We start from the raw sequence: 26,483 nt of genomic DNA, 5'->3' as shown, positions 1-26,483 counted from the left end.
CGCACGGACGCCGCCGATCGACCGAAGGACACCCGTGGCAGACAGCGACGAAACCGGCGAGCCCACCAGTCGCCGCCCCGCACCGGGCGGCGGAATCCTCATGGGCCGACCCTTCGGCGTACCCGTCTACGTCTCGCCCAGCTGGTTCCTCGTGGCCGCCCTCATCACCTGGATCTTCGGCAACCAGCTCGAACGCGTCCTCCCCGACCTCGGCCCCGCCCGCTACCTCGTCGCGCTCTTCTTCGCGATCGCCTTCTACGCCTCCGTCCTCGTCCACGAACTCGCCCACACCGTCGCCGCCCTCCGCTTCAAACTCCCCGTCCGCCGCATCCAGCTCCAGTTCTTCGGCGGCGTCTCCGAGATCGAGAAGGAATCCGAGAGCCCCGGCCGCGAGTTCGTCCTCGCCTTCGTCGGCCCCCTCCTCTCCCTCCTCCTCGCCGGCGGCTTCTACCTCGGCATGAAGGCCGTCGAGCCCTCCACCGTCCCCGGCGTCCTCCTCGCCGGACTGATGATCTCCAACCTCCTCGTCGCCGCCTTCAACCTCCTCCCCGGCCTCCCCCTCGACGGCGGCCGCATGCTCCGCGCCGTCATCTGGGCCCTCACCAAGAACCCCATGACCGGCACCGTCGCCGCCGCCTGGGTCGGCCGCGCCATCGCCGTCGCCGTCCTCTTCGGCCTCCCCCTCCTCACCGGCACCGGAGTCATCGACGGCACCCCCACCCGGGACCTCGGCGGCATGGACACCGTCATGAACGCCCTCCTCGCCGCGATCCTCGCCGGCATCATGTGGACCGGAGCCGGAAACAGCCTGCGCATGGCCCGCCTGCGCCAACACCTCCCGCAGCTGCGCGCCCGCACCCTCACCCGACGCGCCATCCCCGTCGAATCCGCCACCCCCCTCTCCGAAGCCCTCCGCCGCGCCAACGACGCCGGAGCCCGCGCCCTCGTCGTCGTCGACGGCCACGGAGACCCCACCGCCCTCGTCCGCGAAACCGCCATCGCCTCCGTCCCCGAACACCGACGCCCCTGGGTCGCCGTCAGCGGCCTCGCCCAGGACCTCACCGACGGCATGAAGGTCTCCGCGGAACTCGCCGGCGAAGACCTCCTCGACCGCCTGCGCGCCCACCCCGCCAGCGAATACCTCGTCCTCGAACCCGGCGGCGAGATCTACGGCGTCCTCTCCACCCTCGACGTCGAAAAGGCCTTCGTGAAGGCCATGGCACGGCCCCAGTCCTAGACCCAATACACTGGTCACATGTCCGAACCGACCGGTGCCGCCCGCCGACGCGGGCCCTTCAAGGTCGGGGACCAGGTTCAGCTCACCGACCCCAAGGGCCGCCACTACACGTTCACGCTCGAAGCCGGGAAGAATTTCCACACCCACAAGGGTTCCTTCCCGCACGACGAGCTGATCGGTGCTCCCGAGGGCAGTGTTGTCCGCACCACGGGGAACGTCGCGTACCTCGCGCTGCGCCCCCTGCTCCCCGACTACGTCCTGTCCATGCCCCGCGGCGCCGCCGTGGTCTACCCCAAGGACGCGGGCCAGATCCTGGCCTTCGCCGACATCTTCCCCGGCGCCCGCGTCGTCGAAGCGGGAGTGGGCTCCGGATCGCTGAGCAGCTTCCTGCTCCGCGCCATCGGCGACCAGGGCATGCTCCACAGCTACGAACGACGCCCGGACTTCGCCGAGATCGCCACCGCGAACGTCGAGCGCTACTTCGGTGGCCCCCACCCCGCGTGGCAGCTCACCGTCGGCGACCTCCAGGACAACCTGTCCGACACGGACGTCGACCGCGTGATCCTCGACATGCTCGCCCCCTGGGAATGCCTGGAGGCCGTCTCCAAGGCCCTCGTCCCCGGCGGCATCCTCTGCTGCTACGTGGCCACCACCACCCAGCTCTCGCGCACCGTCGAGTCCATCCGCGAATTCGGCTGCTACGCCGAACCGCAGCCCTGGGAATCGATGATCCGCAACTGGCACGTCGAAGGCCTCGCCGTCCGCCCGGACCACCGGATGATCGGCCACACCGGCTTCCTCGTCACCGCCCGCCGCCTCGCCGACGGCGTCGAAGCCCCGCTGCGCCGCCGCCGCCCCTCCAAGGGCGCCTACGGCGAGGACTACGACGGCCCCGGCAGCCGCTCCGCCGAGCGCACCGCCGACACCGAGCGCGGCTGACCGCCGACCCCGCACAACGCACCGGCGCCGGTGCGCAGTTCCCCGCTCCTCGCGGGAACCGCGCACCGGCGCCTCTTCGTTGTACCCACCGACAGCCACGCGCCCCACCCGCCCCACCGGCCACCAGGACGGACCCGCCCGTTCCGAGCCCGTGTGAGGTGTGGCACGATGCTGGCTCCCCGTCAGCGCCGCCCCACAGGAGACGCACCGCGTGCCGCACACCCCCGCCGCCCCGGACCAGGCCCACACCCGCACCCGACCGGTGCACTGGACGGCCACCGCGGTGGCCCTGGGCGCCGTCGTGGCGGCCGCGGCCTTCCTCCAGCCCGACCCCGCCGCCGCCTCCGCGCCCCGAGCCGTCGCCGGACCCGAAACCCGGCCCGCCACCGCCCCCGCACCCGACGCGGCAGCGGCGACCTACCCGCTCGACTGCCACGGCGTACCGCAGCGCGTCGTCGCCAGCGCCCAGGGCGACCTCGACGGGGACGGCCGCCCGGAAACCGTCGCCGCCGTCCGCTGCGACGCGGGCTCGGGCACCCCGCCCCACGCCGTCTACGTCCTCACCACGGACCCCGGGGCCGCCACGACCCCCCGGGTCGTCGCCACCCTCCTCGAAGCCGGCGCGCGCAAGACCGTCACCGACCTCGCCGTGCGTGACCACACCATCACGGCCACCCTGCTCGGGTACTCATCACCGGAAATACCGCGCTACGCACCCGATCTGAAGCAACAGGCCAAGTGGCGCTGGACCGGCGGAAAATTCAGCCAGGAGCTTACGGACTCGGGCGCAAAACGGGTTTGATTCCGGTACGGCGCTAATCCGCGTCCGGACCGTAGACCTCGACCCTGTCCGAAACGCGTCGCACGTGGATGCAGTCGCCCGGGCATTCCTTGGCCGAATCGACGACGTCCTGCAACAACGGCAGCGGAACCGGAGTCGTCGCCCCCGCCTCCTGGAGCAGTTCGTCCTCACCGCTCTTCACGTACGCCAGACCATCGATGTCCAGCTCGAAGACCTCCGGCGCGTACTGGACGCAGATCCCGTCCCCGGTGCAGAGGTCCTGGTCGATCCAGACCTCCAACAGCTCGCCGCCCTCGCCGGCACCACCCGTGTGGGCCTCGTGCTGCACGGTCATATCTCCTGCCGTTCCCTGTCCTCGGTGATCCACTCCGTTCACACGTCGCGGCAAGTCGCGCGACCCCTGACGGGTGTTGAACAGTTCGACCTTACAACCGGCTGCTTTCCGATGTTGAAGGGTGGGTATTTCCTTGGCGTGAGGGAGTACGCAAGGGTGAAGATCGGACACACCCCTACCGTCTTTGTGATCTAGGGGTTTCAATCACCACCAGCCCAGGTAGGGTCAGGAAGCGTCCAGCTCCCCTTGGAGGAGGTGAGGACCGTGGCAGCCCACGACGATGACATCACCCGCGGCATCCGGCCGGGGCGAGGGTCCGATGACCCCGCCGGTCAGGTTGCCTATCTCGAGCAGGAAATCGCCGTCCTGCGACGCAAGCTCGCCGACTCTCCGCGACACACGAGGATTCTCGAAGAGCGGATCGTCGAGCTGCAGACAAATCTGGCCGGTGTATCCGCACAGAACGAGCGACTCGCCAATACGCTCCGCGAGGCACGCGACCAGATCGTGGCCCTCAAGGAGGAAGTCGACCGGCTCGCACAGCCGCCGGCCGGCTTCGGAGTCTTCCTGCAAGCGAACGAAGACGGCACGGTCGACATCTTCACGGGGGGCCGCAAGCTCCGCGTGAACGTCAGCCCCAGCGTCGACCCCGAGGACCTCAGGCGTGGCCAGGAGGTCATGCTCAACGAAGCCCTCAACGTGGTCGAGGCCATGGAGTTCGAACGGGCCGGGGACATCGTCACCCTCAAGGAGATCCTTGAGGACGGCGAGCGCGCCCTGGTGGTCGGGCACACCGACGAGGAAAGGGTGGTGAGGCTCGCCGAGCCGCTCCTGGACATCACCATCCGCCCCGGCGACGCCCTCCTGCTCGAACCCAGGTCCGGCTACGTCTACGAAGTGGTGCCGAAGAGCGAGGTCGAGGAGCTCGTCCTCGAAGAGGTCCCGGACATCGACTACGAGAAGATCGGCGGCCTGGGCGACCAGATCGAACTGATCCGCGACGCGGTCGAGCTCCCGTACCTCCACCCCGACCTCTTCAAGGAACACGAACTGCGCCCGCCCAAGGGCATCCTGCTCTACGGCCCCCCCGGCTGCGGAAAGACGCTGATCGCCAAGGCGGTCGCCAATTCCCTGGCCAAGAAGGTCGCCGAGGTGACCGGCCAGCCCGCCGGGAAGTCCTACTTCCTCAACATCAAGGGCCCCGAACTCCTCAACAAGTACGTCGGCGAGACCGAGCGGCACATCCGCCTCGTCTTCCAACGTGCCAGGGAGAAGGCGAGCGAGGGCACCCCCGTCATCGTCTTCTTCGACGAGATGGAATCCCTCTTCCGCACCCGCGGATCCGGTGTCAGCTCGGACGTGGAGAACACCATCGTCCCCCAGCTGCTCGCCGAGATCGACGGCGTGGAAGGCCTGGAGAACGTCATCGTCATCGGCGCCTCCAACCGCGAGGACATGATCGACCCGGCCATCCTGCGCCCCGGCCGTCTCGATGTGAAGATCAAGATCGAGCGTCCGGACGCCGAAGCGGCCAAGGACATCTTCGCCAAGTACCTCAAGGCCACCCTGCCCCTGCACACGGACGACCTGTCCGAACACCAGGGCTCCCCGGCCGGCACCGTCCACAGCATGATCCAGACCGTCGTCGAGCAGATGTACGCCGAGTCCGAGGAGAACCGCTTCCTCGAGGTCACGTACGCCAACGGCGACAAGGAAGTCCTCTACTTCAAGGACTTCAACTCGGGCGCGATGATCCAGAACATCGTGGACCGTGCGAAGAAGATGGCCATCAAGGCCTTCCTCGAGCACAACCAGAAGGGCCTGCGGGTCTCCCACCTCCTCCAGGCGTGCGTGGACGAGTTCAAGGAGAACGAGGACCTGCCCAACACCACCAACCCGGACGACTGGGCCCGCATCTCCGGAAAGAAGGGCGAGCGGATCGTATTCATCCGCACGCTCGTCACCGGAAAGCAGGGCGCGGACACCGGACGCTCCATCGACACGGTGGCCAACACCGGTCAGTACCTCTGACGGAGCGGGGCGGCTGCGGGTGCCCCCACCGGGGCACCCGCAGCCGACTGCTTTTCGGCCGCGGCCGGGCCAAGGCAATGATTGAAATGATCTCCCCACCAGCGCGGAGCCGCTCTAGGCTCTTCCGTACCGCCGCATCCGCTGTGCGGGGACGGGCACCGCACACGCACCGGAGCACCAGCGGTACTTGAGCGCCGCTTCCGATCGGAAGCGCCGCCGGGCAAGGAGGGCCGCATGACCGTACGGCGAGTAATGGGGATCGAGACGGAGTACGGGATCTCCGTCCCCGGTCACCCGAACGCCAATGCCATGCTCACCTCGTCCCAGATCGTCAACGCCTACGCGGCGGCGATGCACCGGGCGCGACGCGCCCGCTGGGACTTCGAGGAGGAGAACCCGCTGCGGGACGCCCGCGGCTTCGACCTCGCCCGCGAGGCCGCAGACAACAGCCAGCTCACCGACGAGGACATCGGCCTCGCCAACGTCATCCTCACCAACGGCGCACGGCTCTACGTCGACCACGCGCACCCCGAGTACAGCTCGCCGGAGATCACCAACCCGCGCGACGCCGTCCTCTGGGACAAGGCCGGCGAACGGATCATGGCCGAGGCGGCGGAGCGGGCCGCCCAGCTGCCCGGCGCCCAGCCGATCCACCTCTACAAGAACAACACCGACAACAAGGGCGCCTCCTACGGCACGCACGAGAACTACCTGATGAAGCGGGAGACCCCCTTCTCGGACATCGTGCGCCACCTGACGCCCTTCTTCGTCTCCCGCCAGGTCGTCACCGGCGCCGGCCGGGTCGGCATCGGGCAGGACGGCCGCGAACACGGCTTCCAGATCAGTCAGCGCGCCGACTACTTCGAGGTCGAGGTCGGCCTGGAGACCACCCTCAAGCGCCCCATCATCAACACCCGCGACGAGCCGCACTCGGACGCCGAGAAGTACCGCCGCCTGCACGTGATCATCGGCGACGCGAACCTGTCCGAGATCTCCACCTACCTCAAGCTCGGCACCACCGCCCTGGTCCTCTCCATGATCGAGGACGGGTTCATCAACGTCGACCTGGCCGTGGACCAGCCGGTGCGCACCCTGCACCAGGTCTCCCACGACCCGGACCTGCGCCAGCTCATCACCCTGCGCAGCGGGCGCACGCTGACCGCCGTACAGCTCCAGATGGAGTACTTCGAGCTGGCGCGGAAGTACGTCGACGAGCGGTTCGGCTCCGACGCGGACGAGCAGACCAAGGACGTGCTGGCCCGCTGGGAGGACGTGCTGGGCCGGCTGGAGACCGACCCGATGAGCCTGGCGGGGGAGCTGGACTGGATCGCCAAACGGGAGATCCTGGAGGGCTACCGCAGGCGCGACGGACTGGACTGGGACGCGGCCCGGCTCGGACTGGTGGACCTCCAGTACTCGGACGTCCGCCCCGACAAGGGCCTCTACAACCGTCTGGTGGCCCGCGGGAAGATCAAGCGGCTGCTGGACGAGCCCGCCGTCGAACGGGCCGAGAGCAAGCCCCCCGAGGACACCCGGGCCTACTTCCGCGGCCGCTGCCTGGAGCAGTACGCCGACGACGTGGCCGCGGCCTCGTGGGACTCGGTGATCTTCGACCTGCCGGGCCACGACTCGCTCCAGCGGGTCCCCACGCTGGAACCCCTGCGGGGCACCCGTGCGCACGTCAAGGAGCTCCTGGACCGCTGCCGCACGGCGGAGGACCTGGTCCGGGTCCTTTCGGGGCGCTGAACGGGGCTGAAAGGCCCCCGGTCCGGGAATCATGAGAAAGACCGGACGTTGTGGCCGGACCTTTTCGACAACTACGGGGACGAATGTCGGACCCTCCTTGTAGGGTCCGACGTAGGGTCTGATCTTGAGGGATCCCGAATTCCCGGGGTCTCTCGACGTGAGCGTGCGAACCGAGCGGGGTGAGGTAGACATGGCGACCAAGGACACCGGCGGCGGACAGCAGAAGGCGACGCGCTCGACCGAGGAGGTCGAGGAGACGACCGCCGAGGCGAGTTCGGACGTCCAGGAGCGGCACGAGAAGCTCTCGGACGACGTCGACTCCGTACTTGACGAAATTGACGATGTCCTAGAGGAGAACGCCGAGGACTTCGTTCGGTCCTTCGTTCAGAAGGGTGGAGAGTGATTTCACCTTCGAATCGAAGGTGACACTCTTCGGGGAGGGTGAGTGTCGGGGCTCAGCAAGCGGTGCGGTCGGTGCGGTGAAGTGAAGTCTCTGGACGACTTCGCGTCGAACCGGGCCATGCGTGACGGCCTGCAGTGCTACTGCAGGCCGTGCGCGGCCGAGTATCACCAGCAGCGGCAGATATCCAAGGGCAAGAACGTGCGCCCGCGGGTTATCGCACCGGAGGGGCACAAATACTGTCGGCGATGCCGGGAGATCAAGCCGCACTCCGAATGGGACAAGAACAAGACGGCGTCGGACGGCCTCTCGACGCGGTGCAAGGCGTGCCGCGCCATCGAAGGTCGGGCCAGCCACTTGAAGCGCGCCTACGGCATGACCGAGGCTGAACGTGACGAGATGATCGCAGCTCAGGGCGGGCTGTGTTGTATCTGCCTGAAGCGCCCGGCGGTACATGTGGATCATTGCCGTCAGACGGGTAAGGTCCGAGGCGTACTTTGCTTTAACTGCAATACGGCCATCGGCAAGTTGGGAGACGATCCTGACGCCGCTCGGCGGGTCGTTTCATACCTGGAGGGAAACCTGTGGAACCCAACACTCGTAGCACAGGGCGTCTACCGGCAGCCTTCCTGACGCCGGGGTCCTCCTCCTTCATGGACTTCCTGGGCGCGCACTCGCCCGAGATGCTGCCGGGGAACCGGACGCTGCCGGAGGGGATCGTGCAGGCGCCGCACGGGACGACGATCGTCGCGGCGACGTTCCCGGGCGGGGTCGTGCTGGCCGGTGACCGGCGGGCGACGATGGGCAACATGATCGCCCAGCGCGACATCGAGAAGGTGTTCCCGGCCGACGAGTACTCCGCGGTGGGCATCGCGGGTACGGCCGGTCTGGCCGTGGAGATGGTCAAGCTGTTCCAGCTGGAGCTGGAGCACTTCGAGAAGGTCGAGGGTGCGACCCTCTCCCTGGAGGGCAAGGCGAACCGCCTGTCCACCATGATCCGCAGCAACCTCGGCATGGCCATGCAGGGCCTCGCGGTCGTCCCGCTGTTCGCCGGCTGGGACGAGGCCAAGGAGCGGGGCCGGATCTTCACCTACGACGTGACGGGCGGGCGCTCCGAGGAGCACGGCTACGCCGCCACCGGTTCGGGTTCGATCTTCGCCAAGGGCTCCATGAAGAAGCTGTACCGCGACGATCTGACGGAGCAGCAGGCCACGACGCTGGTCGTGCAGGCGCTGTACGACGCCGCGGACGACGACTCGGCGACCGGTGGCCCGGATTTGGCCCGTCGGATCTTCCCGATCGTCACCGTGATGACCGACGAGGGCTTCCGCAGGCTCACCGACGTTGAGTCGGGGGAGCTGGCCCGCGCGGTCACCGAGCACCGCCTGGCGCAGCCCGACGGGCCGCGCGCCGCTCTGCTCTGACCATCCGTAGCCCTGTAGAAGACCGGAAGAAAGGGACGGACAGCCGGTGTCGACTCCGTTCTATGTGTCACCCCAGCAGGCCATGGCGGACCGTGCGGAGTACGCCCGCAAGGGCATCGCCCGCGGTCGCAGCCTCGTCGTGCTGCAGTACGCCGACGGCATTGTGTTCGTCGGCGAGAACCCGTCCCGCGCGCTGCACAAGTTCAGCGAGATCTACGACCGCATCGGTTTCGCGGCGGCCGGCAAGTACAACGAGTACGAGAACCTGCGGATCGGCGGTGTGCGGTACGCGGATCTGCGCGGTTACACCTATGACCGCGAGGACGTGACGGCCCGTGGGCTGGCGAACGTCTACGCGCAGACGCTGGGCACGATCTTCTCCAGTGCGGGCGAGAAGCCGTACGAGGTGGAGCTGGTGGTCGCGGAGGTGGGTGCGACGGCGTCCGGCGACCAGATCTACCGGTTGCCGCACGACGGGTCGATCGTGGACGAGCACGGTTCGGTCGCGGTCGGTGGCAACGCCGAGCAGATCAGTACGTTCCTGGACCAGCGGCACCGGGACGGGATGACGCTGGCGGAGGCGTTGAAGCTGGCCGTGCAGGCGCTGTCGAGCCAGGCCAACGGGACGGACCGGGAGATTCCGGCGGACCGGTTGGAGGTGGCGGTGCTGGACCGTACGCGGGGTCAGCAGCGCAAGTTCAAGCGGATCCGGGGTCGCCAGTTGGCGCGGCTGTTGGAGGCCGATGTGCCGGCGGCGGCGCAGGTGGACGCCGTGTCGAACGACGAGGAGCCCGACGAGGCCGAGTAGGCGTCGTCGCGGTGTGGTCCGGTGCCCCGGTCCGTCTCTCACGAGGCGGGCCGGGGCACCGGTGCGTTTCAGGGTCCGGTGGGTGGGGGCGGGGGTGCGGTGGAGCCTCGTACGACGAGTTCGACGGGGAGGTCGGGGGCGTTCCAGGGGGTGCCGTCGAGGACGGCGAGGAGGGCGCTCATGCCGTGTTCGCCGACGCGTTCGGCGGGGAGGCCGATGGTGGTGAGTTCGGGTTCGACGGCGGTGGCGAGGGCGAGGTCGTCGAAGCCGGTGACGGAGAGGTCGTCGGGGACGCGCAGGCCGAGGCGGCGGGCCGCTTTGCAGGCGCCGGCGGCGAGGATGTCGTCGTCGCAGACGATGGCGGTGGGTCGCGGCCCGGGGGTGGTCAGGGCGGCTTCCGTGGCGGCTCTGGCGGCGTCGACGCTGAGGTCGGACCTGGTGGTGCGCAGTTCGGTGCCGGGGCCCAGGAGGCGGCTCAGGGCCTTGGCGCGGACGTCGAAGGTCCAGGTGTCGACGGCTGAGGCGAGGTGGAGGAAGCGGCGGTGGCCGAGGGTCTGGAGGTGTTCGGTGACCTGGCGCATGCCGTCGGCGATGGCGAGGTTGACGTGGGCGGCGGCGCGGCCGGCGGTGGGGTCGCTGTCGAGCATGACGAGGGGGAGGTCGTTGCCGCCGATGGCTTCGAGGGTGTGGGCGGCCATGGAGGAGGCGATGACTCCGTCGAGGGCGGCGCTGGCGGAGGCGAAGGGGTCGCGGGCGGGTCCGGTGCCGTCGGGGGAGGGGTAGAGGACGACGCCGAAGCCGTGTTCGGCGGCGATGCGGGCGGCTCCGGTGTAGACGCGGGCGAAGAATTCGTTGGTGAGGGCGGGGACGACGAGGAGGGCGGTGCGGGTGCTGCCGAGGCGGAGGTTGCGGGCGGCGAGGTTGGGGCGGTAGCCGAGGTGGGCGGCGCTCTCGCGGACCTGGGCGGCGGTGCGTTCGGAGACGCGGCCGCGCCATTTGTCGCCGAGGACGAGGGAGACGGTGGCCTGGGAGACCCCGGCGGCGTGGGCGACGTCGCGGCTGGTGGGTCGGGTCACGGGGGTCTCCGGGGTGGGTGGGCGCGGTGGTGGTGCGGGTCCGGCCCGGGGTGGTGGGGCGGGGGGTCGCGGGGGTCGCGGGGGTCTCGGGGTGGACCCCCGGACTGTCGCCATGGTACGTATTACCCGTCACGTTATACGTATTACCCCGGCTGGATCCGGGCGGAAAGGGGCGGTCATGGCCGCGGGATACGCGGAGCTGCTCAGGACCCGGCACGCGGCGAGGCTGTTGGTGGGCACGCTGATAGGCCGGCTGCCCAACGGCACCGCCCCGATCGCCATCGTCCTGTTCACCCGGGCCGAGGGCGGCAGCTACAGCCTCGCGGGTGCGCTGGCGGCGGTGTACGGCGTGGCGAACGCGGTGGGGCAGCCGTTGCTGGGTCGGGCCGTGGACCTCTTCGGGCAGCCGCGGATCCAGTTGCCGGCCGCGCTGGTGTCGGCGCTCGGCATGGTCTGGCTGGCGCTGGCGGGCACCGGCTCGGCCGTCTCGGCGTACGCCGCCGTGGTGGTGGCGGGGCTCTTCACGCCGCCGCTGGAGGGCGGGCTGCGGGCCCTGTGGCCGGGGGTGCTGGGCGGCAAGGAGGAGCGGGTGCACGCCGCGTACGCGATGGACGCGGTGGCGCAGGAGGTCATGTTCACGCTCGGTCCGCTGATGGTGACCCTGTTCGTCGCCCTGTGGGACCCGGCCGTGGCGCTGTTGGTGATCAACGCGATCGGGGTGCTGGGTGCGCTGTCGGTCGTGGTGAGCGAGCCGTCGCGGAGCTGGCGCTCCGCGCCGCGGGAGGCGCACTGGTTGGGTGCGCTGCGTTCGCGGGGGCTGTTGGCGCTGCTGGGCGCGTTCTTCTTCGTGGGGACGGCGCTCGGTTCGATCACGGTGGCGGGGGTCGCGTACGCCGACGGGCACGGCGGCCAGGCGGTGTACGGCTGGTTGATGGCGGCGCTGGGGCTGGGCGCGCTGATCGGTGGCGTGGTCTACGGGGCGCGGCACTGGGCGGGGGCGCCGGAGCGGCGGCTGCGGGTGTTGGTGGCGTTGTTGGCGGTCTGCTACCTGCCGCTGATGTGGGTGCCGGGTCCGGTGGCGATGACGGCGTTGGCGGCGTTGGCGGGGGTGTTCCTGGCGCCGGCCATCGCGTGTGCGTTCATCGTGGTGGACCGGCACGCGCCGTCGGGCACGGTCACCGAGGCGTTCTCGTGGTTGGTGACGTTCTTCGGGGTGGGTGCGGCGATCGGTACGGCGGCTGCGGGTCCGGCGGTGGAGCTGGGTGGTACGGCGTCGGGTTTCGCAGTGGCGAGCGTGGGCGGGGCGGCGGCGCTGCTGGTGCTGATGGTGACTCAGCGGGCGCTGTCGGGGCGGGCGACGGGCGTCGCCGAGGGTGCTTCTGACGAGGCATCGGAGGAAAATGATCGGAACGCCGCTCTCGAACCCGGTTTCAGAACACAGCAGAAGGCGTAATGTTCAGTCATGGACCGCCGCATTTTCGGGCTGGAGAACGAGTACGGCGTCACGTGCACGTTCAGGGGACAGCGCCGACTGTCTCCTGACGAAGTGGCGCGCTACCTCTTCCGCCGTGTCGTCTCATGGGGCCGCAGCAGCAATGTCTTCCTGCGGAACGGCGCCCGCCTGTACCTCGATGTGGGTTCGCATCCGGAATATGCAACTCCCGAATGCGACAACGTGACCGAACTGGTCACCCACGACAAGGCCGGCGAGCGCATTCTCGAAGGTCTGCTCGTCGACGCCGAACGCCGCCTGCACGAGGAGGGAATCGCGGGCGACGTCTACCTCTTCAAGAACAACACCGACTCGGCGGGCAATTCGTACGGTTGCCACGAGAACTACCTGGTGGCCCGGCACGGAGAATTCTCCCGCCTGGCGGACATCCTCATTCCCTTCCTCGTCACGCGCCAGCTGATCTGTGGCGCGGGCAAGGTGCTGCAGACGCCTCGGGGCGCGGTCTACTGCGTGAGCCAGCGGGCCGAGCACATCTGGGAGGGCGTGAGCTCCGCGACGACCCGGTCGCGGCCCATCATCAACACCAGGGACGAGCCGCACGCGGACGCCGAGCGCTACCGGCGCCTGCACGTCATCGTCGGTGACTCGAACATGTCCGAGACGACCATGTTGCTGAAGGTCGGCGCGACCGATCTGGTGCTGCGCATGATCGAGGCGGGCACGGTGATGCGCGACCTGACCCTGGAGAACCCGATCCGGGCGATCCGCGAGGTCAGTCACGACATCACGGGTCAGCGCAAGGTGCGCCTGGCGAGCGGTCGGGAGGCCTCGGCGCTGGAGATCCAGCGCGAGTACTACGACAAGGCCGTGGACTTCGCCGAGCGGCGCGGGATCCGGACGGGGGTCGTGGACCAGGTCCTGGAGCTGTGGGGCCGCACGCTGGACGCGATCGACGCCGAGGACCTGGACCGGATCGGTACGGAGATCGACTGGGTCATGAAGTACCAGTTGATCGAGCGGTACCGGGCCAAGCACAACATGACCATGTCGAACCCCCGGGTCGCGCAGATAGACCTCGCCTACCACGACATCCACCGCCGGCGGGGTCTGTACTACCTGCTGGAGCGCAAGGGTCAGGCGGCGCGGATCTGCAACGACCTGAAGATCTTCGAGGGCAAGTCGGTGCCCCCGCAGACCACGCGGGCGCGCCTGCGCGGTGACTTCATCCGGCGGGCGCAGGAGCAGCGGCGGGACTTCACGGTCGACTGGGTGCATCTGAAGTTGAACGACCAGGCGCAGCGCACCGTGCTGTGCAAGGACCCCTTCCGGTCGGTGGACGACCGGGTGGAGAAGCTCATCGCCGGGATGTGACCGGGTTCCCGCCCGTGGTGGAAGGCGTGGCGGGATCTTGGAGTGGCAGATCTCACGGGCCCCGTACGTCTCTCGTACGGGGCCCGGTGCACGCCTTAGAGTTGGCGGCGACCGATGTGCCGTCTGAGATCTGAGGAACACGTGCGCCGAATTGCCGGCCTGCTTGTCGTCCCCCTTCTGCTGCTGTCGACAGCGGCCTGTGGTGGCGGCGACGACAAGGGCTCCGACTCCGCCCAGATGAAGAACGGGGTGCCCGCGATCACGAAGGGCGCCAAGTTCGGCGAGGAACCCACCGTCTCGAAGGGCAAGGGTGACCCGCCCAAGGAGCTGAAGGTGGAGGTGCTCAGCGAGGGCAAGGGCCCGGCGCTGAAGAAGGGTGACGCGGCGCAGGTGAACTACCTGGGCCAGGTCTGGGACGGCAGCGAGCCGTTCGACAAGAGCTTCGGGCGTCCGGCTCCCTTCGACCTCACCATCGGTGCGGGCGCGGTCATCAAGGGCTGGGACCAGGGCCTGGAGGGCAAGAAGGTCGGCAGCCGCGTGGAGCTGGTGATCCCGCCCGAGCTCGGTTACGGCGCGCAGGGTTCCGGCGACAAGATCAAGCCGAACGCGACGCTGGTCTTCGTGGTCGACATCGTCAAGGGCACGTCCATCCCGGCTTCGGCCAAGGGCAAGGAGGTCCCGCAGGAGAACAAGGACCTGCCCAAGGTCGGTACGAACACGGACGGCAAGGAGGTGTCGCTCGACATCCCCAAGGACGGGACGGCGCCCGCCAAGCTGGTCTCGGAGTACGTGATCGAGGGTGACGGCCCCGTCGTCAAGGACACCGACAACGTGGCGGTCCGGTACAACGGCAAGACGTGGAAGGACGCCAAGACCTTCGAGAGCACGTACGCCAGCGGTACGTCGGCCACGTTCCCGATGGCACAGATGTCGGTGAAGGGCCTCAAGGACGGCATCGTCGGCAAGAAGGTGGGCAGCCGGATCCTGCTGGTGATCCCGCCCGCCGACGGGTTCGGTGACAAGGAGCAGGGCACCATCCCCGCGAACTCGACGCTGGTCTTCGCCCTCGACATCGTCGCCGTGGTGTAACACTTGTCCGGTTGCCCTCCGGCTCCCGCCGGGAGGTACCCCCCTTGTTTTCGTACGTATGAGGAGCAGTTCCGTGAGCGACAAGCTCGAGAAGCCCGAGATCGATTTCCCCGAGGGTCCGGTTCCGACCGACCTGCTCATCGAGGACATCTGGGAGGGCGACGGCGCCGAGGCCAAGGCCGGTGCCATGGTCTCCGTCCACTACGTGGGCGTGGCCTTCTCCACCGGCGAGGAGTTCGACGCTTCCTGGAACCGCGGCTCCGCGCTGCAGTTCCCGCTCGGCGCGGGCCGCGTCATCGCGGGTTGGGACCAGGGCATCGCGGGCATGAAGGTCGGCGGCCGTCGCAAGCTGACGATCCCCGCCCACCTCGCCTACGGCGACCGCGGCGCGGGCGGCGCGATCGCCCCGGGCGAGACGCTGATCTTCGTGTGCGACCTGATGGCCGCCTGATCCAGCGGTCTTCACCGTGAGGGGCCCCCGCCGTACGGCGGGGGCCCCTCACTTTTGCGTTCGCTTTTGTCGAGGGGGCCCAGGACGGTACGGTCAACGGTCACGAGTGTGTCGTGGGAGATCGGGGGAAGGGCGTCGATGGCGATTGCCAAGGCCGAGCGGTTGATGAACCTGGCGCTGTGTCTGTTGGGGACGCGCCGGCCGCTCAGCAAGCGCGAGTTGCGCGGGTCCATCGAGGCCTATCTGGAAGCCGGCAACGACGAATCCTTCAACCGGATGTTCGAGCGGGACAAGGACGACCTGCGCGAGCTGGGGCTGGTCATCGAGACCATCGAGAGTCTCGACGGGGACATCGGTTACATGGCCCGCCGGGACAGCAACCGGCTGCCCGCGGTCTCGCTGGACGCCGAGGAGGCGGCCGCGCTGGGCGTGGCCGCCAAGGTGTGGCAGCAGGCGCGGCTGGCGGGTGCGGCCAGTGGCGCCCTGCAGAAGCTGCGGGCCGGGGGCATGCCGGAGGCGGGGGATCCGTACGACGGTCAGCACAGTGCGATCGAGCCGCGCATCCCGGTCCACGAGGCGGCCTTCGAGCCGTTGATGCTGGCGTGTCGGGACCGGCGCCCGGTGGTCTTCGACTACCGCAAGTCCAATGCGGCGCACCCGGCGACCCGGCAGGTCGAGCCGTGGGCGCTGGAGTGCTGGCGGGGCCACTGGTACCTGGCCGGTTTCGACCGGGACCGCGGCGCGGAGCGGGTGTTCCGGCTCTCCCGGATCACCGGCAAGGTGCGCTCGCGGGCCGGGCAGTACACGGCCGAGGTGCCGGACGTGGTGACCGTGCGCGAGACGGTGGCGAGCTGGGCCGGGGACACGGCGGACCGTTCGGCGCTGATCCGGCTGCGGGCGGGCGCGGGGTATCCGCTGCGGGCCCGGGCGACGGCCGTGCGCGAGGGCGCCGACGGCTGGGACGAGCTGGAGATCCCGTACGGTCACGGACTGGACGCCTGGCTCGTGGAGTTCGGGCCGGACGTGGTGGTGGTGGAGCCCGCGGACCTGCGGGCCGACGTGGTGGACCGGCTGCGCGCCGTGGCCAAAGGCTGAGGGGAACACGTAGCGGCATGGCTGCCAATGCCATTGACCAGACCCGACGGATGCTGTCGCTGGTGACGTACTTGCGCGAGCGCCCCGGGGCGCACGTGGCGGACGTCGCGCGCGCCTTCGGGATCACGGAGGACGAGCTGATCTCGGACCTCGACGTGCTGCCCATGTGCGGGACGAGCTTCCGCGGCGGGGACCTGCTGGACATCGACACCGACGGCGAGCGCATCTGGTGGCGCAACCCCGACGCGTCGGGGGAGTCGACGGCCGAGCCGCTGCGGCTGGCCGCCGACGAGGCCACGGCCCTGTTGGTGGCCGCGCGGGCGGTCGCCACGTTGCCGGGGCTGCGCGAGAGCGACCGCGAGGCGCTGCTGCGGGCGACGGCGAAGCTGGAGGCCGCGGCGGGCGAGGCGGCCGGGGCGAGCTCGCGGCTGTCGGTGACCTTCGAGTCGGAGGGCGGGGTCTTCGCCGACGTCGACCGGGCGATCGCCGAGCGCCGCCGGGTGTGGCTGCGGTACTACTCGCCGGCGCGCGACGAGCTGACCGAGCGCACGGTGGACCCGATCCGGTTGTTCGCGGTGGGGCACACCTACATGGAGGGGTGGTGCCACCTCTCCGAGGCGCGGCGCACCTTCCGGCTCGACCGGGTCGCGGAGATCCGGTTGCTGGACGAGCGGGCCGAGCCGCCGGCGATCGAACCGCGCGACCTGTCGGTGGGGCTCGTGCAGCCGGCGGCGGGGGACCCGGAGGTCGTGATCGAGGTGGGGCCCGGTGGCCGTTGGGTCGCCGAGTACTACCCGCACGACAGTGCGCAGGAGCTGGCGGACGGGGGGCTGCGGATCACGCTGCGCACCCCGGATCCGGCGTCGCTGCGCCGGCTGGGGCTGCGGCTGGGCGGGGACGGTCGGATCGTGTCGCCGACCGAGCTGTCGGACAGTGCGCGCCGGGCGGCGCGCGAGGCACTGGCCGGGTACGGAGAAGAGGTCTGAGGACCGCGACCGAGGGGGACCGCCACACGATGTCAGTCATCTCCACGCCCGACACCGCCGTGCCCGCGGCATCCGGCGCGCCCGGTGGGGAGGCGGTCAGCTTCAAGGCCGCCTGCCCCGATTGCCGGGGCCGCTTCGAGCTGACCGCGGGGGCGCTGCGGCTGGCCATCGGGGGCAGCCGCCGGACCACCTTCTACTCCTTCACCTGTCCGGAGTGCGGGGCGGCGGTGCGCAAGCACGCCGGGGAGCGGATCATCGAGCTGTTGACCGGTGGCGGTGTGAGCACGCTGCGCAGTCTGTAGCGGGCGGTGCGGGGGCAGGGGTTCCGCTCGACGGTCGCTGGACGGCCCGTCGTTTCCGGCCGGGCGCGGCGCCCTGCCCGTCCCGGTGGGCGGGGCAGGCGCTAGGCTCGGCGCATGCTGTGGCCGATGCTCGCAATTGTCCTGGGTTTCCTCGGGGTCGCCGTCCTGGCCGTCCTCGCCGTGCGGGTGTTCGTCGAGGTCCGCAGGCTCTCCGGACAGGTCGCCGAGGCGAGCCGCAGGATCGCGGACGCGTCGGGCGATCTGGAGCGGGCGACCGTAGATCTGGCCCGTGCGGGCCGCGGCGCGCACTAGAGGCGCGCAATCACAGGGGCCCCGGGGGATTGCCGGGCGTTAACCCCTGGGGGTTACGATCCTTGTCAGAGCGGATTCCGGATTCCTGTCCCGGACCACCGCGTCCTTACGACCAGCCGCTTCGGTGAGAAGGAAGTCAGACATGATCGGCAATCTGAAGCCTCTTGAGATCCTCCTGATCATCGCCGTGATCTTCCTGCTGTTCGGCGCCAAGAAGCTCCCGGACATGGCCCGCTCGCTGGGCAAGTCCGCGCGCATCCTCAAGAGCGAGGCCAAGGCGATGAAGAAGGACGGGGAGGCCGAGGACGCCGCGGCGGCCGCCGCCGCTCCCGCCGCTCCCGCCGACCAGGCTCCGCAGGCGGCCCCGCGCACCATCCAGGCCGCGCCCGGTGACGTCACGAGCGCGCGTCCGGTCAGCGAGCCGAACCGCTCCACCCAGGCCTGACCCCCACCGGTCGCGCCAGTCATCTGCAACGAGCCAAGGGACCTGGGTTGCTCAAGTCTGCCCGAAAGCAGGAGAAGCGGGAGAAGGACGCCGAAGGGCGGATGCCTCTCATCGAGCACCTGCGTGAGCTGAGAAACCGCCTGCTGAAGGCGGTCGTGGCGATCCTGGTGATCACCGTCGTGGCTGCTTTCTACTACAAGAATCTGATCGACTTCATGCTGAAGCCGATGCTGGATTCGGTGGGCTGCACCAACGGGGTGGTATCGCAGCGCAACGGCCGGCCCTGTGCCGACATGACCGTGAACGGTCTCATCGCGCCGTTCTCGATCGCCTTGAAGGTCTCGCTCACCGCGGGCATCGTGCTCTCCGCGCCGGTCTGGCTGTACCAGCTCTGGGCCTTCATCGCGCCGGGCCTGCACAACCACGAGAAGCGGTACGCGGTCGGCTTCGTGGCCGTCGGCGCCCCGCTCTTCGGCGCGGGCGCGGTGCTCGCGTACAAGATCCTGCCGCAGACCGCGCAGATCCTGCTGGAGTTCACCCCCGACAACGCGCGCAACCTGCTGCCCGTCGACGATTACCTCGACCTGGTCACGCGCATGGTCGTCGTCTTCGGCCTGGCCTTCGAGCTGCCGCTGCTGCTGATCCTCTTGAACGTCACGGGGGTGCTGACCGCCAAGCGGCTGGCGAGCTGGTGGCGGATCATGGTCCTCGGCATCACGATCTTCGCGGCGTTCGCGACGCCCACCGGCGACCCGCTCACGATGCTGTCGCTCGCGTCGCCGATCATCGCGCTCTACTTCATCGCGCTCGGCATCTGCCTGCTGAACGACCGCCGGCGCAGGCGCAAGAACCCCGACGCCGACCTCGATGACGACGAGGCGTCCGCGCTGGACCTCACCCCGGCGCCGGTCGGCTCGATCGACGAGGTCGCGCCGCCCACGGCGCTGCCCGGCCAAGCCGACGGCGGACGCCAGCGGATCAACGGTTACGACGACGCCACCTGACAGGTACATTCCGCTGGGTGAGTGCTGAGATCACCCTCTTCGTCAATCCCACCGCGGGACGCGGCCGGGGCGCGCACGCCGCGCAGCCGGCCGCTTCCGCGCTCCGGGAGGCAGGTTTCTCCGTGCGGACGGTCGTCGGCACGGACGCCGCCGATGCGCTGGTGCGGCTGCGCGCGGCCGTCCGTGAGGGCACCGGAGCGGTGATCGCGGTCGGTGGGGACGGGATGGTCTCGCTGGCCCTGCAGGCCGTGGCGGGCACGCTGACACCGCTCGGTGTGGTCGCGGTGGGCACCGGAAACGACTTCGCGCGGACGCTGGGGCTGCCCGTGCGGGAGCCGGCGGCGGCAGGACGGCTGGCGGCGCGGGTCCTCAAGGAGGGCCGGTTCCGCGCGATCGACCTCGGGCGGGTGGCCGGCGGCTGGTACGGGACCGTGCTCTGCTCCGGCTTCGACTCGCGGGTCAACGACCGGGGCAACCGGATGCGCTGGCCGCTGGGGCGCTTCAAGTACGACCTGGCGATCCTCGCCGAGCTGGCCGCCTTCCGGCCCTTCCCCTACCGGATCACCCTGGACGACGGTCCGGTCATCGAGACCGAGGCCACGCTGGTCGCCGTCGGCAACACGTCCTCCTACGGCGGCGGGATGCGCATCTGCCCGGACGCCCGGCCCGACGACGGGCTCTTCGACGTCACGGTGGTCGGGGACTGCTCCCGAGCCACCTTGCTGAAGGTCTTCCCGCAGGTCTACAAGGGGACGCACACCGGCCACCCGAAGGTGAGCGTGCACCGGGCCGCGAAGGTCACCCTGGAGGCCGTCGGGCTCACCGCCTACGCGGACGGGGAGCAGGTGGGTCCGCTGCCCGTCACCGCCGAGTGCGTGCCCGCTGCGCTGCGGCTCCTGTCATAAAGATCGCGCTTGTTGTCAGAGGGGGCGGGTAGGCTCGATGACAAGATGACCGAGGAACTTTCCCCCGCCGACGCGTACGCCGCGTTCCGCCGCCGCGCCGCCGAAGAAGCCACGGCCCTGCACCCCTTCCGGGAGATGTACGAATTCGATCTGGATCCCTTCCAGATCGAGGCGTGCAAGGCCCTGGAGGCCGGAAAGGGCGTGCTCGTGGCCGCCCCCACGGGCTCGGGCAAGACCATCGTCGGCGAGTTCGCCGTGCACCTGGCGCTGCTCCAGGGCAAGAAGTGCTTCTACACCACGCCGATCAAGGCCCTGTCGAACCAGAAGTACGCCGACCTCGCCAAGCGCTACGGCGCGGCGAAGGTGGGCCTGCTGACCGGTGACAACAGCGTCAACGCCGATGCGCCGGTGGTCGTGATGACCACCGAGGTACTGCGCAACATGCTGTATGCGAAGTCCCCCGCGTTGACCGGTCTCGGCTACGTCGTCATGGACGAGGTGCACTACCTCTCCGACCGGTTCCGCGGAGCCGTCTGGGAGGAAGTGATCATCCACCTCCCCGAGTCGGTCACCCTCGTGTCGTTGTCGGCGACCGTGTCCAACGCGGAGGAGTTCGGCGACTGGCTGGACACCGTCCGCGGTGACACCGAGGTGATCGTCTCCGAGGAGCGGCCCGTTCCGCTGTGGCAGCACGTCATGGCCGGACGCCGGATCCACGACCTCTTCGAGGAGGAGAGCGACCACGGCGGCCGCGGCAGCACGCGCCGCGAGGTCAATCCCGACCTGCTGCGCATGGCGCGGGAGGAGAACACCCGCTCGTACAACCCGAAGGACCGCCGGCGCGGCAAGATGGTCCGCGAGGCCGATCGCGAGCGCGAGCGCCGCTCCCGCAACCGGATCTGGACGCCGGGCCGCCCCGAGGTCATCGAGCGCCTCGACAACGAGGGCCTGCTTCCCGCCATCACCTTCATCTTCAGCCGCGCCGGCTGCGAGGCCGCCGTCCAGCAGTGCCTGTACGCCGGGCTGCGCCTGAACGACGACGCCAAGCGCGCCCGGGTCCGGGAGATCGTCGAGGAGCGCACCGCCTCGATCCCGGCCGAGGACCTGCACGTCCTCGGCTACTACGAGTGGCTCGAAGGGCTGGAGCGGGGCATCGCCGCGCACCACGCCGGCATGCTGCCGACCTTCAAGGAGGTCGTGGAGGAACTCTTCGTACGCGGCCTGGTCAAGGCCGTCTTCGCCACGGAGACCCTGGCGCTGGGCATCAACATGCCCGCGCGCACGGTGATCCTGGAGAAGCTGGTCAAGTGGAACGGCGAGCAGCACGCCGACATCACCCCCGGCGAGTACACGCAGCTCACCGGCCGGGCCGGGCGCCGCGGCATCGACGTCGAGGGCCACGCGGTAGTGCTGTGGCAGCGCGCGATGGACCCGGCGGCCCTCGCCGGCCTGGCCGGCACCCGTACGTATCCGCTGCGCTCCAGCTTCAAGCCCTCGTACAACATGGCCGTGAACCTGGTCCAGATGTTCGGGCGGCACCGCTCGCGCGAGCTGCTGGAGACCTCCTTCGCGCAGTTCCAGGCGGACCGCTCCGTCGTCGGCATCTCCAAGCAGGTGCAGCGCAACGAGGAGGGCCTGGAGGGCTACACCGAGGGCATGACCTGTCACCTCGGGAACTTCGAGGAGTACGCGCAGCTGCGCCGCGACCTCAAGGACCGCGAGACGGACCTGGCCAAGCAGGGCGCGGCCCAGCGCCGGGCCCAGGCGGCCGGTTCCCTGGAGAAGCTCAAGCCGGGCGACATCATCCACGTGCCGACGGGCAAGTTCGCCGGGCTCGCGCTGGTCCTGGACCCCGGTGTGCCCGCGGGGCGCTCCAACGGGCACCGCGGCCAGGAGTACACCGAGGGCCCGCGCCCGCTGGTGCTCACGGCGGAGCGGCAGGTCAAGCGGCTCGCCGCGATCGACTTCCCGGTGCCCGTCGAGCCCATCGAGCGGATGCGGATCCCCAAGTCGTTCAACGCGCGCTCCCCGCAGTCGCGCCGCGACCTCGCGTCCCAGCTGCGCGTCAAGGCCGGGCACATCGCGCCGGAGCGGTCCCGGCGGGGTCGGGCCGAGGCGGCGGACGACCGGGAGATCGCCCGGCTGCGCGCCGCGCTGCGCGCGCACCCGTGCCACGGCTGCGACGAGCGCGAGGACCACGCGCGCTGGGCGGAGCGCTACCACCGGCTGAAGCGGGACACCCAGCAGTTGGAGCGCCGGATCGAGGGGCGGACGAACACCATCGCCCGCACCTTCGACCGCATCCACGCGCTGCTGACGGAGCTGGACTACCTGCGCGAGGACGAGGTCACCGCGCACGGCCGGCGCCTGGCCCGGCTGTACGGCGAGTTGGACCTGCTGGCCTCGGAGTGCCTGCGGGCCGGGATCTGGGAGGGCCTGAGCCCTGCCGAACTGGCGGCGTGCGTCTCGGCGTTGGTCTTCGAGGCGCGGCAGTCCGACGATGCGGTGGCGCCGAAGGTGCCGCCGGGCGCGGCGACGGTCGCGCTGGCGGAGATGGTGCGGATCTGGGGCAGGCTCGACGCGCTGGAGGAGGAGCACCGGATCAACCAGGCGGAGGGCGTGGGTCAGCGCGAGCCGGACCTCGGCTTCGCGTGGGCGGTGTACCAGTGGGCCTCCGACAAGAGCCTCGACGAGGTGCTGCGCGAGGCCGGGATGCCCGCCGGGGACTTCGTGCGCTGGTGCAAGCAGGTCATCGACGTGCTCGGCCAGGTCGCGGCGGCCGCCCCGGCCAACTCCGGTGGCGGCACCAGCACGGTGGCGCGAAATGCCCGCAAGGCCGTGGACGCCCTGTTGCGGGGTGTAGTGGCCTACAGTTCGGTCGGCTAGCCGCTTTTGGGGCTTCCTCCGAAAGCGGGCATGGCCGGATCTGATCTCTTGCCATGATCCTTTCTCCGGGCGCTGTGCGACGATCTGCGCATGAGTGGGGCAGTGGGCGAAGGAGCGAGACGGGTCGGTCGGCCACGTGCCGATCAGCGAAGACCGGACAGCGGGCGGCCGCCGCGCGAGGAACTCCTCGGCGCGGCGGCGGAGCTGTTCACCGTCCGCGGGTACGCGGCCACCACCACACGGGCAGTGGCCGAACTGGCCGGTATGCGCCAGGCGACGATGTACCACTACTTCGGCGGCAAGGAAGAACTCCTCGCCGAACTCCTGGAGTCCACGGTGGCTCCCTCGCTGGTCCTGGCCAGGCGGCTGCTCGCCGCCGCGGACCTGAGCGCCGAGCGCAGGCTGTGGGAGCTGTGCCGCTCCGACGTCATGCAGTTGTGCGGCGGGCCGCACAACCTGGGCGCGCTCTACCTGCTGCCCGAGGTCGGCTGTGGTGAGCGGTTCGCCCGCTTCCGTCAGATGCGCGCCGAACTGCGCGAGTCCTACCGCGTGTTGCTGCGCGGTACGGACGCGGGCGCCGAACTGGCGCGCGACGCGGCGGGGTTGGCCCTGCGCAACGACCTGGTCTTCGGGCTGGTGGAGGGCGTGATGCTCATCCACCGCTCCGATCCCGGCCGACCCGTCGAGTCCCTCGCGACGGCCACGGCGGACGCGGCCCTACGGATCGCGGGCGTGCCGCTGGGCCCTCAGGCCCCCGGTCCCTCCGGGACCCCGGCCGCCCAGGCCTCGTAGTCCTCCCAGGCCCCCAGCGTGCGCGCGCTCTCGAAGCGGTGCGCGAGCCCGGTGACCGGGTCGGTGAACGACAGGACGCGGGCCAGGAGTTGCAGCGGGCGGCGGTAGTCGTCGGGGGCCGGGTCGCCGACCTCCGGGTAGACGGGGTCGCCCAGGATCGGGGCGCCCAGGCCGTTCAAGTGGACGCGGAGCTGGTGGGTGCGCCCGGTGTGCGGGGTCAGCCGGTAGCGCCCCAGGGCGCCGCGGTGCTCGATGAGCTCGATGCGGGTCTCGGCATTGGGCTCGCCGCCCGGGACCTGGATCGCGGCCATCGTCCCGCGGGTCTTCTCGATCCGGCTGCGCACGGTGCGGGGCAGGTCGAGCGCGGGGTCGTAGGGCGCGACGGCCTCGTACTCCTTGTGCACGCGCCGGTCCTGGAAGAGGAGTTGGTAGGCCCCGCGGTCCTCGGGCCGGACGCTGAACATGAGCAGCCCCGCCGTCAGCCGGTCCAGCCGGTGCGCCGGGCTGAGCGCGGGCAGCTCCAGGCGGTGGCGCAGCAGGGCGAGCGCGGTCTGCGTGACGTGGCTGCCGCGCGGGGTGGTGGCCAGGAAGTGCGGCTTGTCCACGACGAGCAGGTGCGCGTCCCGGTACAGGACGCGGGGCACGGCGGGCGCCGGGTGCTCCGCGGGCAGGTCGCGGTGGAACCACAGGAAGGCGTCCCGCTCGTACGGGTCGTCCGCGCGGCGGGGCCGCCCGTCGGAGCCGTACACCCGGCCCGCGCGCAGCAGTCGCGCCATCGGCTCGGCGCCGGCCGTGCCCGCGTAGTGGGCTTCGAGGAAGGCGCCGATGGTGGGGTACGGGGTGTCCCGGTGCATCAGCAGCCGAACGGGGTCGATGCCTTCGAGCTGGGGCAACGGGGTGGGGGGCTGGGCTCTGCTTCTCATCGGGACCAGCGTATGCGGCCCGGCGGCGTCATCCGGCGCGGGTGAAGGTCCCCAGGTGTCCCGGCCCGGCGTCCAGGTACTCGACGCGGACCTTGCCGTCGGTGAAGGTCACCCCGGTACGGCCGGCCGCGTTCTCGCCGGCGGTCTCGAAGCTGAAGGTGTCGCCGTCGTAGTGGGTCAGCGCGAAGCGCAGCGGCTTCGGGCCGAGCGAGAGCGTCAGGCCCGCGCCGGGCGGGGCGCCGGCTTCGGCGCTCACGGTGAGCCTGCCGTAGTAGGGGCTCTCGTAGGTGCCGGTGTACGCGCCGTCCCCGCGGGCGGGCTTGGCTCCCGTGGGCGGGTGGGCGTAGTCGGTGGGGGAGCGCGGGGCCTCCTCCGACTGGGCGTAGACCGAGGCGAAGAGGTCCAGCCAGTCGGTGGTGGGCCTGCCGTGCTCGGCGGTGTCGAAGAAGTCGAAGGCGGCGGCGTCGGCCATGCCCACGGGCGCGCCGTTGGTGAGGACGACGATGGCCAGCTGTTCCAGGGGCAGCATCGTGACGTTGGTGTTGGCGCCGAGGGCGAAGGCGCCGGAGTGGCCGAGGCGCAGGCGGCCCGCGTCGTCGTAGGACACGTTCCAGCCCAGCCCGTAGAAGCCGGCGCGCCCGGTGGGGGTGGCGGGCGGCGAGGAGACGATCTCGGGCAGGTGGGTCCGGGCCAGGGTGGCGGCCGGAACGATCCGGTGGCCGTCGAGGGTGCCGCCGGAGAGTTGGAGCCGGAGCCAACGGCTCAGGTCGCGGGCGGTGGAACTCACCCCGCCGGCGGCGGCCTGTGCGTCGGGGTCGCGGACGTAGCGCGGGCTCCAGCTGCCGTCGGCGTTCTTGACGTGCGTCGCGGCGCGGTCCGTGGCGTCCTGGAAGCCCTTGAAGGTGGTCGAGGTGCGGGTCATCCCGGCCGGCTTGAAGAGGGTGTCCTGGCTGAGCTTCTCCCAGCTGACGCCCTTGGCGCGGGCGACGGCCTCGGCGGCGGCCGTCAGGCCGAAGTTGGTGTAGGCGTAGCTCGCGCGGAAGGGGGCGAGGGGCTCCTCGCGGAGGTGGCCGAGGATGTAGCTCTGGTCGTAGCCGAGGTCTTCGAGGAGGTCTCCGGCGTGGTCGGGCAGGCCGCTGCGGTGGGAGAAGAGGTCGGCGGTGGTGACGTGGTCCGTGACCCAGGGGTCCTTCAGCGCGAAGCCGGGCAGCTCCACGGGGCGGTCCCAGTCGGCCGGGTCGGCGAGGGCGCCCGCGACGACCGTCGAGGAGACCGGCTTGGAGAGCGAGGCGATCTGGAAGACGGTGTCGGGGTCGACCTTCGCGGGATCGCCGGTTCTGCGGACGCCGAATCCCTTGAGGTAGACGACCTTGTCGTGGCGGACCACGGCGACGGAGACGCCGGGGACGCCGGTGCGGCGCATCAGGGCGGTGATGGTCGCGTCGAGGCCGGCGACGGCCTTGTCGACCTGGGCGTCGGTGAGGGTGGGCTTCGGCGGTGGGGGGCCGGTGGTGGCGGTGGCCGTGGCCGTGGCCGTGGCGGCGGCCGTGAGGGTCGTGGTCAGGAGCAGGGCGGCTCCTGCGGCGCCGAGGGTTCGGGCGCGGGGGCGTGAGCTGCGCATGGGGCCATTGTCCTGCGGGGGGTGCGGGGCCGCCCGTTCGCCCGGCCGCCG

General features: G+C 70.3%; 26 protein-coding genes. 22 read left to right on the top strand and 4 right to left on the bottom strand.

Translation table 11 applies throughout. The annotated features are described in order from the left end of the window. Positions 1 to 34: 34 nt before the first annotated feature. From ACZ4UB_RS35655 to ACZ4UB_RS35645, 3 genes are all read left to right on the top strand, one after another. Positions 35 to 1,237 (top strand): site-2 protease family protein, encoded by a 1,203-nt coding sequence (locus ACZ4UB_RS35655; RefSeq protein WP_468076792.1) that lies wholly within the window; start codon positions 35 to 37, stop codon positions 1,235 to 1,237. 18 nt (positions 1,238 to 1,255) lie between these two features. Beyond that, the gene (locus tag ACZ4UB_RS35650; RefSeq protein ID WP_467963035.1) at positions 1,256 to 2,176 is read left to right on the top strand and encodes a tRNA (adenine-N1)-methyltransferase; all 921 of its coding nucleotides are present in this window, start codon (positions 1,256 to 1,258) and stop codon (positions 2,174 to 2,176) included. A gap of 211 nt (positions 2,177 to 2,387) precedes the next feature. Further along, positions 2,388 to 2,978: a hypothetical protein gene (locus tag ACZ4UB_RS35645; RefSeq protein WP_468076790.1), complete on the top strand. Its 591-nt coding sequence runs from the start codon at positions 2,388 to 2,390 to the stop codon at positions 2,976 to 2,978. 13 nt (positions 2,979 to 2,991) lie between these two features. On the opposite strand, the gene ACZ4UB_RS35640 is transcribed toward ACZ4UB_RS35645, so the two are convergent. Continuing rightward, on the bottom strand, positions 2,992 to 3,312 hold the full coding sequence (locus tag ACZ4UB_RS35640) for a ferredoxin (protein WP_354383623.1): 321 nt from the start codon (positions 3,310 to 3,312) through the stop codon (positions 2,992 to 2,994). A gap of 264 nt (positions 3,313 to 3,576) precedes the next feature. Here ACZ4UB_RS35640 and arc point away from each other — a divergent pair, with 264 nt between their 5' ends. The 6 genes from arc to prcA all read left to right on the top strand — a co-directional run bounded on the left by arc (position 3,577) and on the right by prcA (position 9,721). Next, positions 3,577 to 5,343, top strand: a complete 1,767-nt coding sequence (gene arc / locus ACZ4UB_RS35635) for a proteasome ATPase (protein ID WP_354383624.1) — start codon at positions 3,577 to 3,579, stop codon at positions 5,341 to 5,343. 234 nt (positions 5,344 to 5,577) lie between these two features. Beyond that, positions 5,578 to 7,089: a depupylase/deamidase Dop gene (dop, locus tag ACZ4UB_RS35630; protein ID WP_354383625.1), complete on the top strand. Its 1,512-nt coding sequence runs from the start codon at positions 5,578 to 5,580 to the stop codon at positions 7,087 to 7,089. A gap of 190 nt (positions 7,090 to 7,279) precedes the next feature. After that, a complete protein-coding gene (locus tag ACZ4UB_RS35625; protein ID WP_354383626.1) occupies positions 7,280 to 7,492 on the top strand; it encodes a ubiquitin-like protein Pup in 213 nt (70 codons plus the stop codon). A 117-nt stretch (positions 7,493 to 7,609) separates the two neighbouring features. Then, on the top strand, positions 7,610 to 8,122 hold the full coding sequence (locus ACZ4UB_RS35620; protein ID WP_468076804.1) for an endonuclease VII domain-containing protein: 513 nt from the start codon (positions 7,610 to 7,612) through the stop codon (positions 8,120 to 8,122). Further along, complete coding sequence (prcB, locus tag ACZ4UB_RS35615; RefSeq protein ID WP_468076787.1) at positions 8,074 to 8,913, top strand: proteasome subunit beta; 840 nt, start codon at positions 8,074 to 8,076, stop codon at positions 8,911 to 8,913. Before ACZ4UB_RS35620 ends, prcB begins: the two co-directional genes overlap by 49 nt. 46 nt (positions 8,914 to 8,959) lie before the next feature. Then, positions 8,960 to 9,721: a proteasome subunit alpha gene (prcA, locus tag ACZ4UB_RS35610; protein ID WP_467963051.1), complete on the top strand. Its 762-nt coding sequence runs from the start codon at positions 8,960 to 8,962 to the stop codon at positions 9,719 to 9,721. A gap of 68 nt (positions 9,722 to 9,789) precedes the next feature. On the opposite strand, the gene ACZ4UB_RS35605 is transcribed toward prcA, so the two are convergent. Continuing rightward, positions 9,790 to 10,797, bottom strand: coding sequence for a LacI family DNA-binding transcriptional regulator (locus tag ACZ4UB_RS35605; protein ID WP_468076785.1), 1,008 nt, complete (start codon positions 10,795 to 10,797; stop codon positions 9,790 to 9,792). Between the two features lie 178 nt (positions 10,798 to 10,975). On the opposite strand from ACZ4UB_RS35605, the gene ACZ4UB_RS35600 reads away from it, so the two are divergent. From ACZ4UB_RS35600 to ACZ4UB_RS35540, 13 genes are all read left to right on the top strand, one after another. Beyond that, positions 10,976 to 12,250, top strand: coding sequence for an MFS transporter (locus ACZ4UB_RS35600; RefSeq protein WP_468076783.1), 1,275 nt, complete (start codon positions 10,976 to 10,978; stop codon positions 12,248 to 12,250). A gap of 9 nt (positions 12,251 to 12,259) precedes the next feature. After that, entirely contained in the window at positions 12,260 to 13,621 is a 1,362-nt protein-coding gene (gene pafA, locus ACZ4UB_RS35595; RefSeq protein WP_030016332.1) for a Pup--protein ligase, read from the top strand. Positions 13,622 to 13,762: 141 nt separating this feature from the next. Beyond that, the gene (locus ACZ4UB_RS35590) at positions 13,763 to 14,710 is read left to right on the top strand and encodes an FKBP-type peptidyl-prolyl cis-trans isomerase (protein WP_468076781.1); all 948 of its coding nucleotides are present in this window, start codon (positions 13,763 to 13,765) and stop codon (positions 14,708 to 14,710) included. A gap of 58 nt (positions 14,711 to 14,768) precedes the next feature. Beyond that, on the top strand, positions 14,769 to 15,161 hold the full coding sequence (locus tag ACZ4UB_RS35585) for an FKBP-type peptidyl-prolyl cis-trans isomerase (RefSeq protein WP_354383633.1): 393 nt from the start codon (positions 14,769 to 14,771) through the stop codon (positions 15,159 to 15,161). A gap of 138 nt (positions 15,162 to 15,299) precedes the next feature. Continuing rightward, a complete protein-coding gene (locus ACZ4UB_RS35580) occupies positions 15,300 to 16,256 on the top strand; it encodes a helix-turn-helix transcriptional regulator (protein ID WP_468076779.1) in 957 nt (318 codons plus the stop codon). A gap of 17 nt (positions 16,257 to 16,273) precedes the next feature. After that, a complete protein-coding gene (locus ACZ4UB_RS35575) occupies positions 16,274 to 17,242 on the top strand; it encodes a helix-turn-helix transcriptional regulator (RefSeq protein WP_354383635.1) in 969 nt (322 codons plus the stop codon). Between the two features lie 29 nt (positions 17,243 to 17,271). Next, positions 17,272 to 17,544, top strand: coding sequence for a hypothetical protein (locus tag ACZ4UB_RS35570; protein ID WP_467963063.1), 273 nt, complete (start codon positions 17,272 to 17,274; stop codon positions 17,542 to 17,544). 114 nt (positions 17,545 to 17,658) lie between these two features. Next, the gene (locus ACZ4UB_RS35565) at positions 17,659 to 17,856 is read left to right on the top strand and encodes a hypothetical protein (protein WP_468076777.1); all 198 of its coding nucleotides are present in this window, start codon (positions 17,659 to 17,661) and stop codon (positions 17,854 to 17,856) included. 142 nt (positions 17,857 to 17,998) lie between these two features. Next, complete coding sequence (tatA, locus tag ACZ4UB_RS35560; protein WP_385783223.1) at positions 17,999 to 18,301, top strand: Sec-independent protein translocase subunit TatA; 303 nt, start codon at positions 17,999 to 18,001, stop codon at positions 18,299 to 18,301. A gap of 47 nt (positions 18,302 to 18,348) precedes the next feature. Continuing rightward, positions 18,349 to 19,305, top strand: a complete 957-nt coding sequence (gene tatC, locus ACZ4UB_RS35555; RefSeq protein WP_468076775.1) for a twin-arginine translocase subunit TatC — start codon at positions 18,349 to 18,351, stop codon at positions 19,303 to 19,305. A gap of 17 nt (positions 19,306 to 19,322) precedes the next feature. Further along, a complete protein-coding gene (locus ACZ4UB_RS35550; protein WP_468076773.1) occupies positions 19,323 to 20,210 on the top strand; it encodes a diacylglycerol kinase in 888 nt (295 codons plus the stop codon). A gap of 45 nt (positions 20,211 to 20,255) precedes the next feature. Continuing rightward, positions 20,256 to 23,096, top strand: coding sequence for a DEAD/DEAH box helicase (locus ACZ4UB_RS35545; RefSeq protein ID WP_354383641.1), 2,841 nt, complete (start codon positions 20,256 to 20,258; stop codon positions 23,094 to 23,096). Between the two features lie 90 nt (positions 23,097 to 23,186). Next, positions 23,187 to 23,888: a TetR/AcrR family transcriptional regulator gene (locus ACZ4UB_RS35540; RefSeq protein WP_468076770.1), complete on the top strand. Its 702-nt coding sequence runs from the start codon at positions 23,187 to 23,189 to the stop codon at positions 23,886 to 23,888. Here the strand turns inward: ACZ4UB_RS35540 and ACZ4UB_RS35535 are convergent. Next, positions 23,843 to 24,811: a pseudouridine synthase gene (locus ACZ4UB_RS35535; RefSeq protein ID WP_468076768.1), complete on the bottom strand. Its 969-nt coding sequence runs from the start codon at positions 24,809 to 24,811 to the stop codon at positions 23,843 to 23,845. The two genes, ACZ4UB_RS35540 and ACZ4UB_RS35535, sit on opposite strands and share 46 nt — an antisense overlap. Positions 24,812 to 24,839: 28 nt before the next feature. Then, positions 24,840 to 26,432: a serine hydrolase gene (locus ACZ4UB_RS35530; protein ID WP_468076766.1), complete on the bottom strand. Its 1,593-nt coding sequence runs from the start codon at positions 26,430 to 26,432 to the stop codon at positions 24,840 to 24,842. Between the last annotated feature and the right edge of the window lie 51 nt (positions 26,433 to 26,483).

The sequence above is a fragment of the Streptomyces sp. NPDC028419 genome (genome assembly GCF_055565515.1).
The sequence above is the reverse complement of the archived record's forward strand: the minus strand, read 5'-3'. Positions and strand labels throughout refer to the sequence as shown.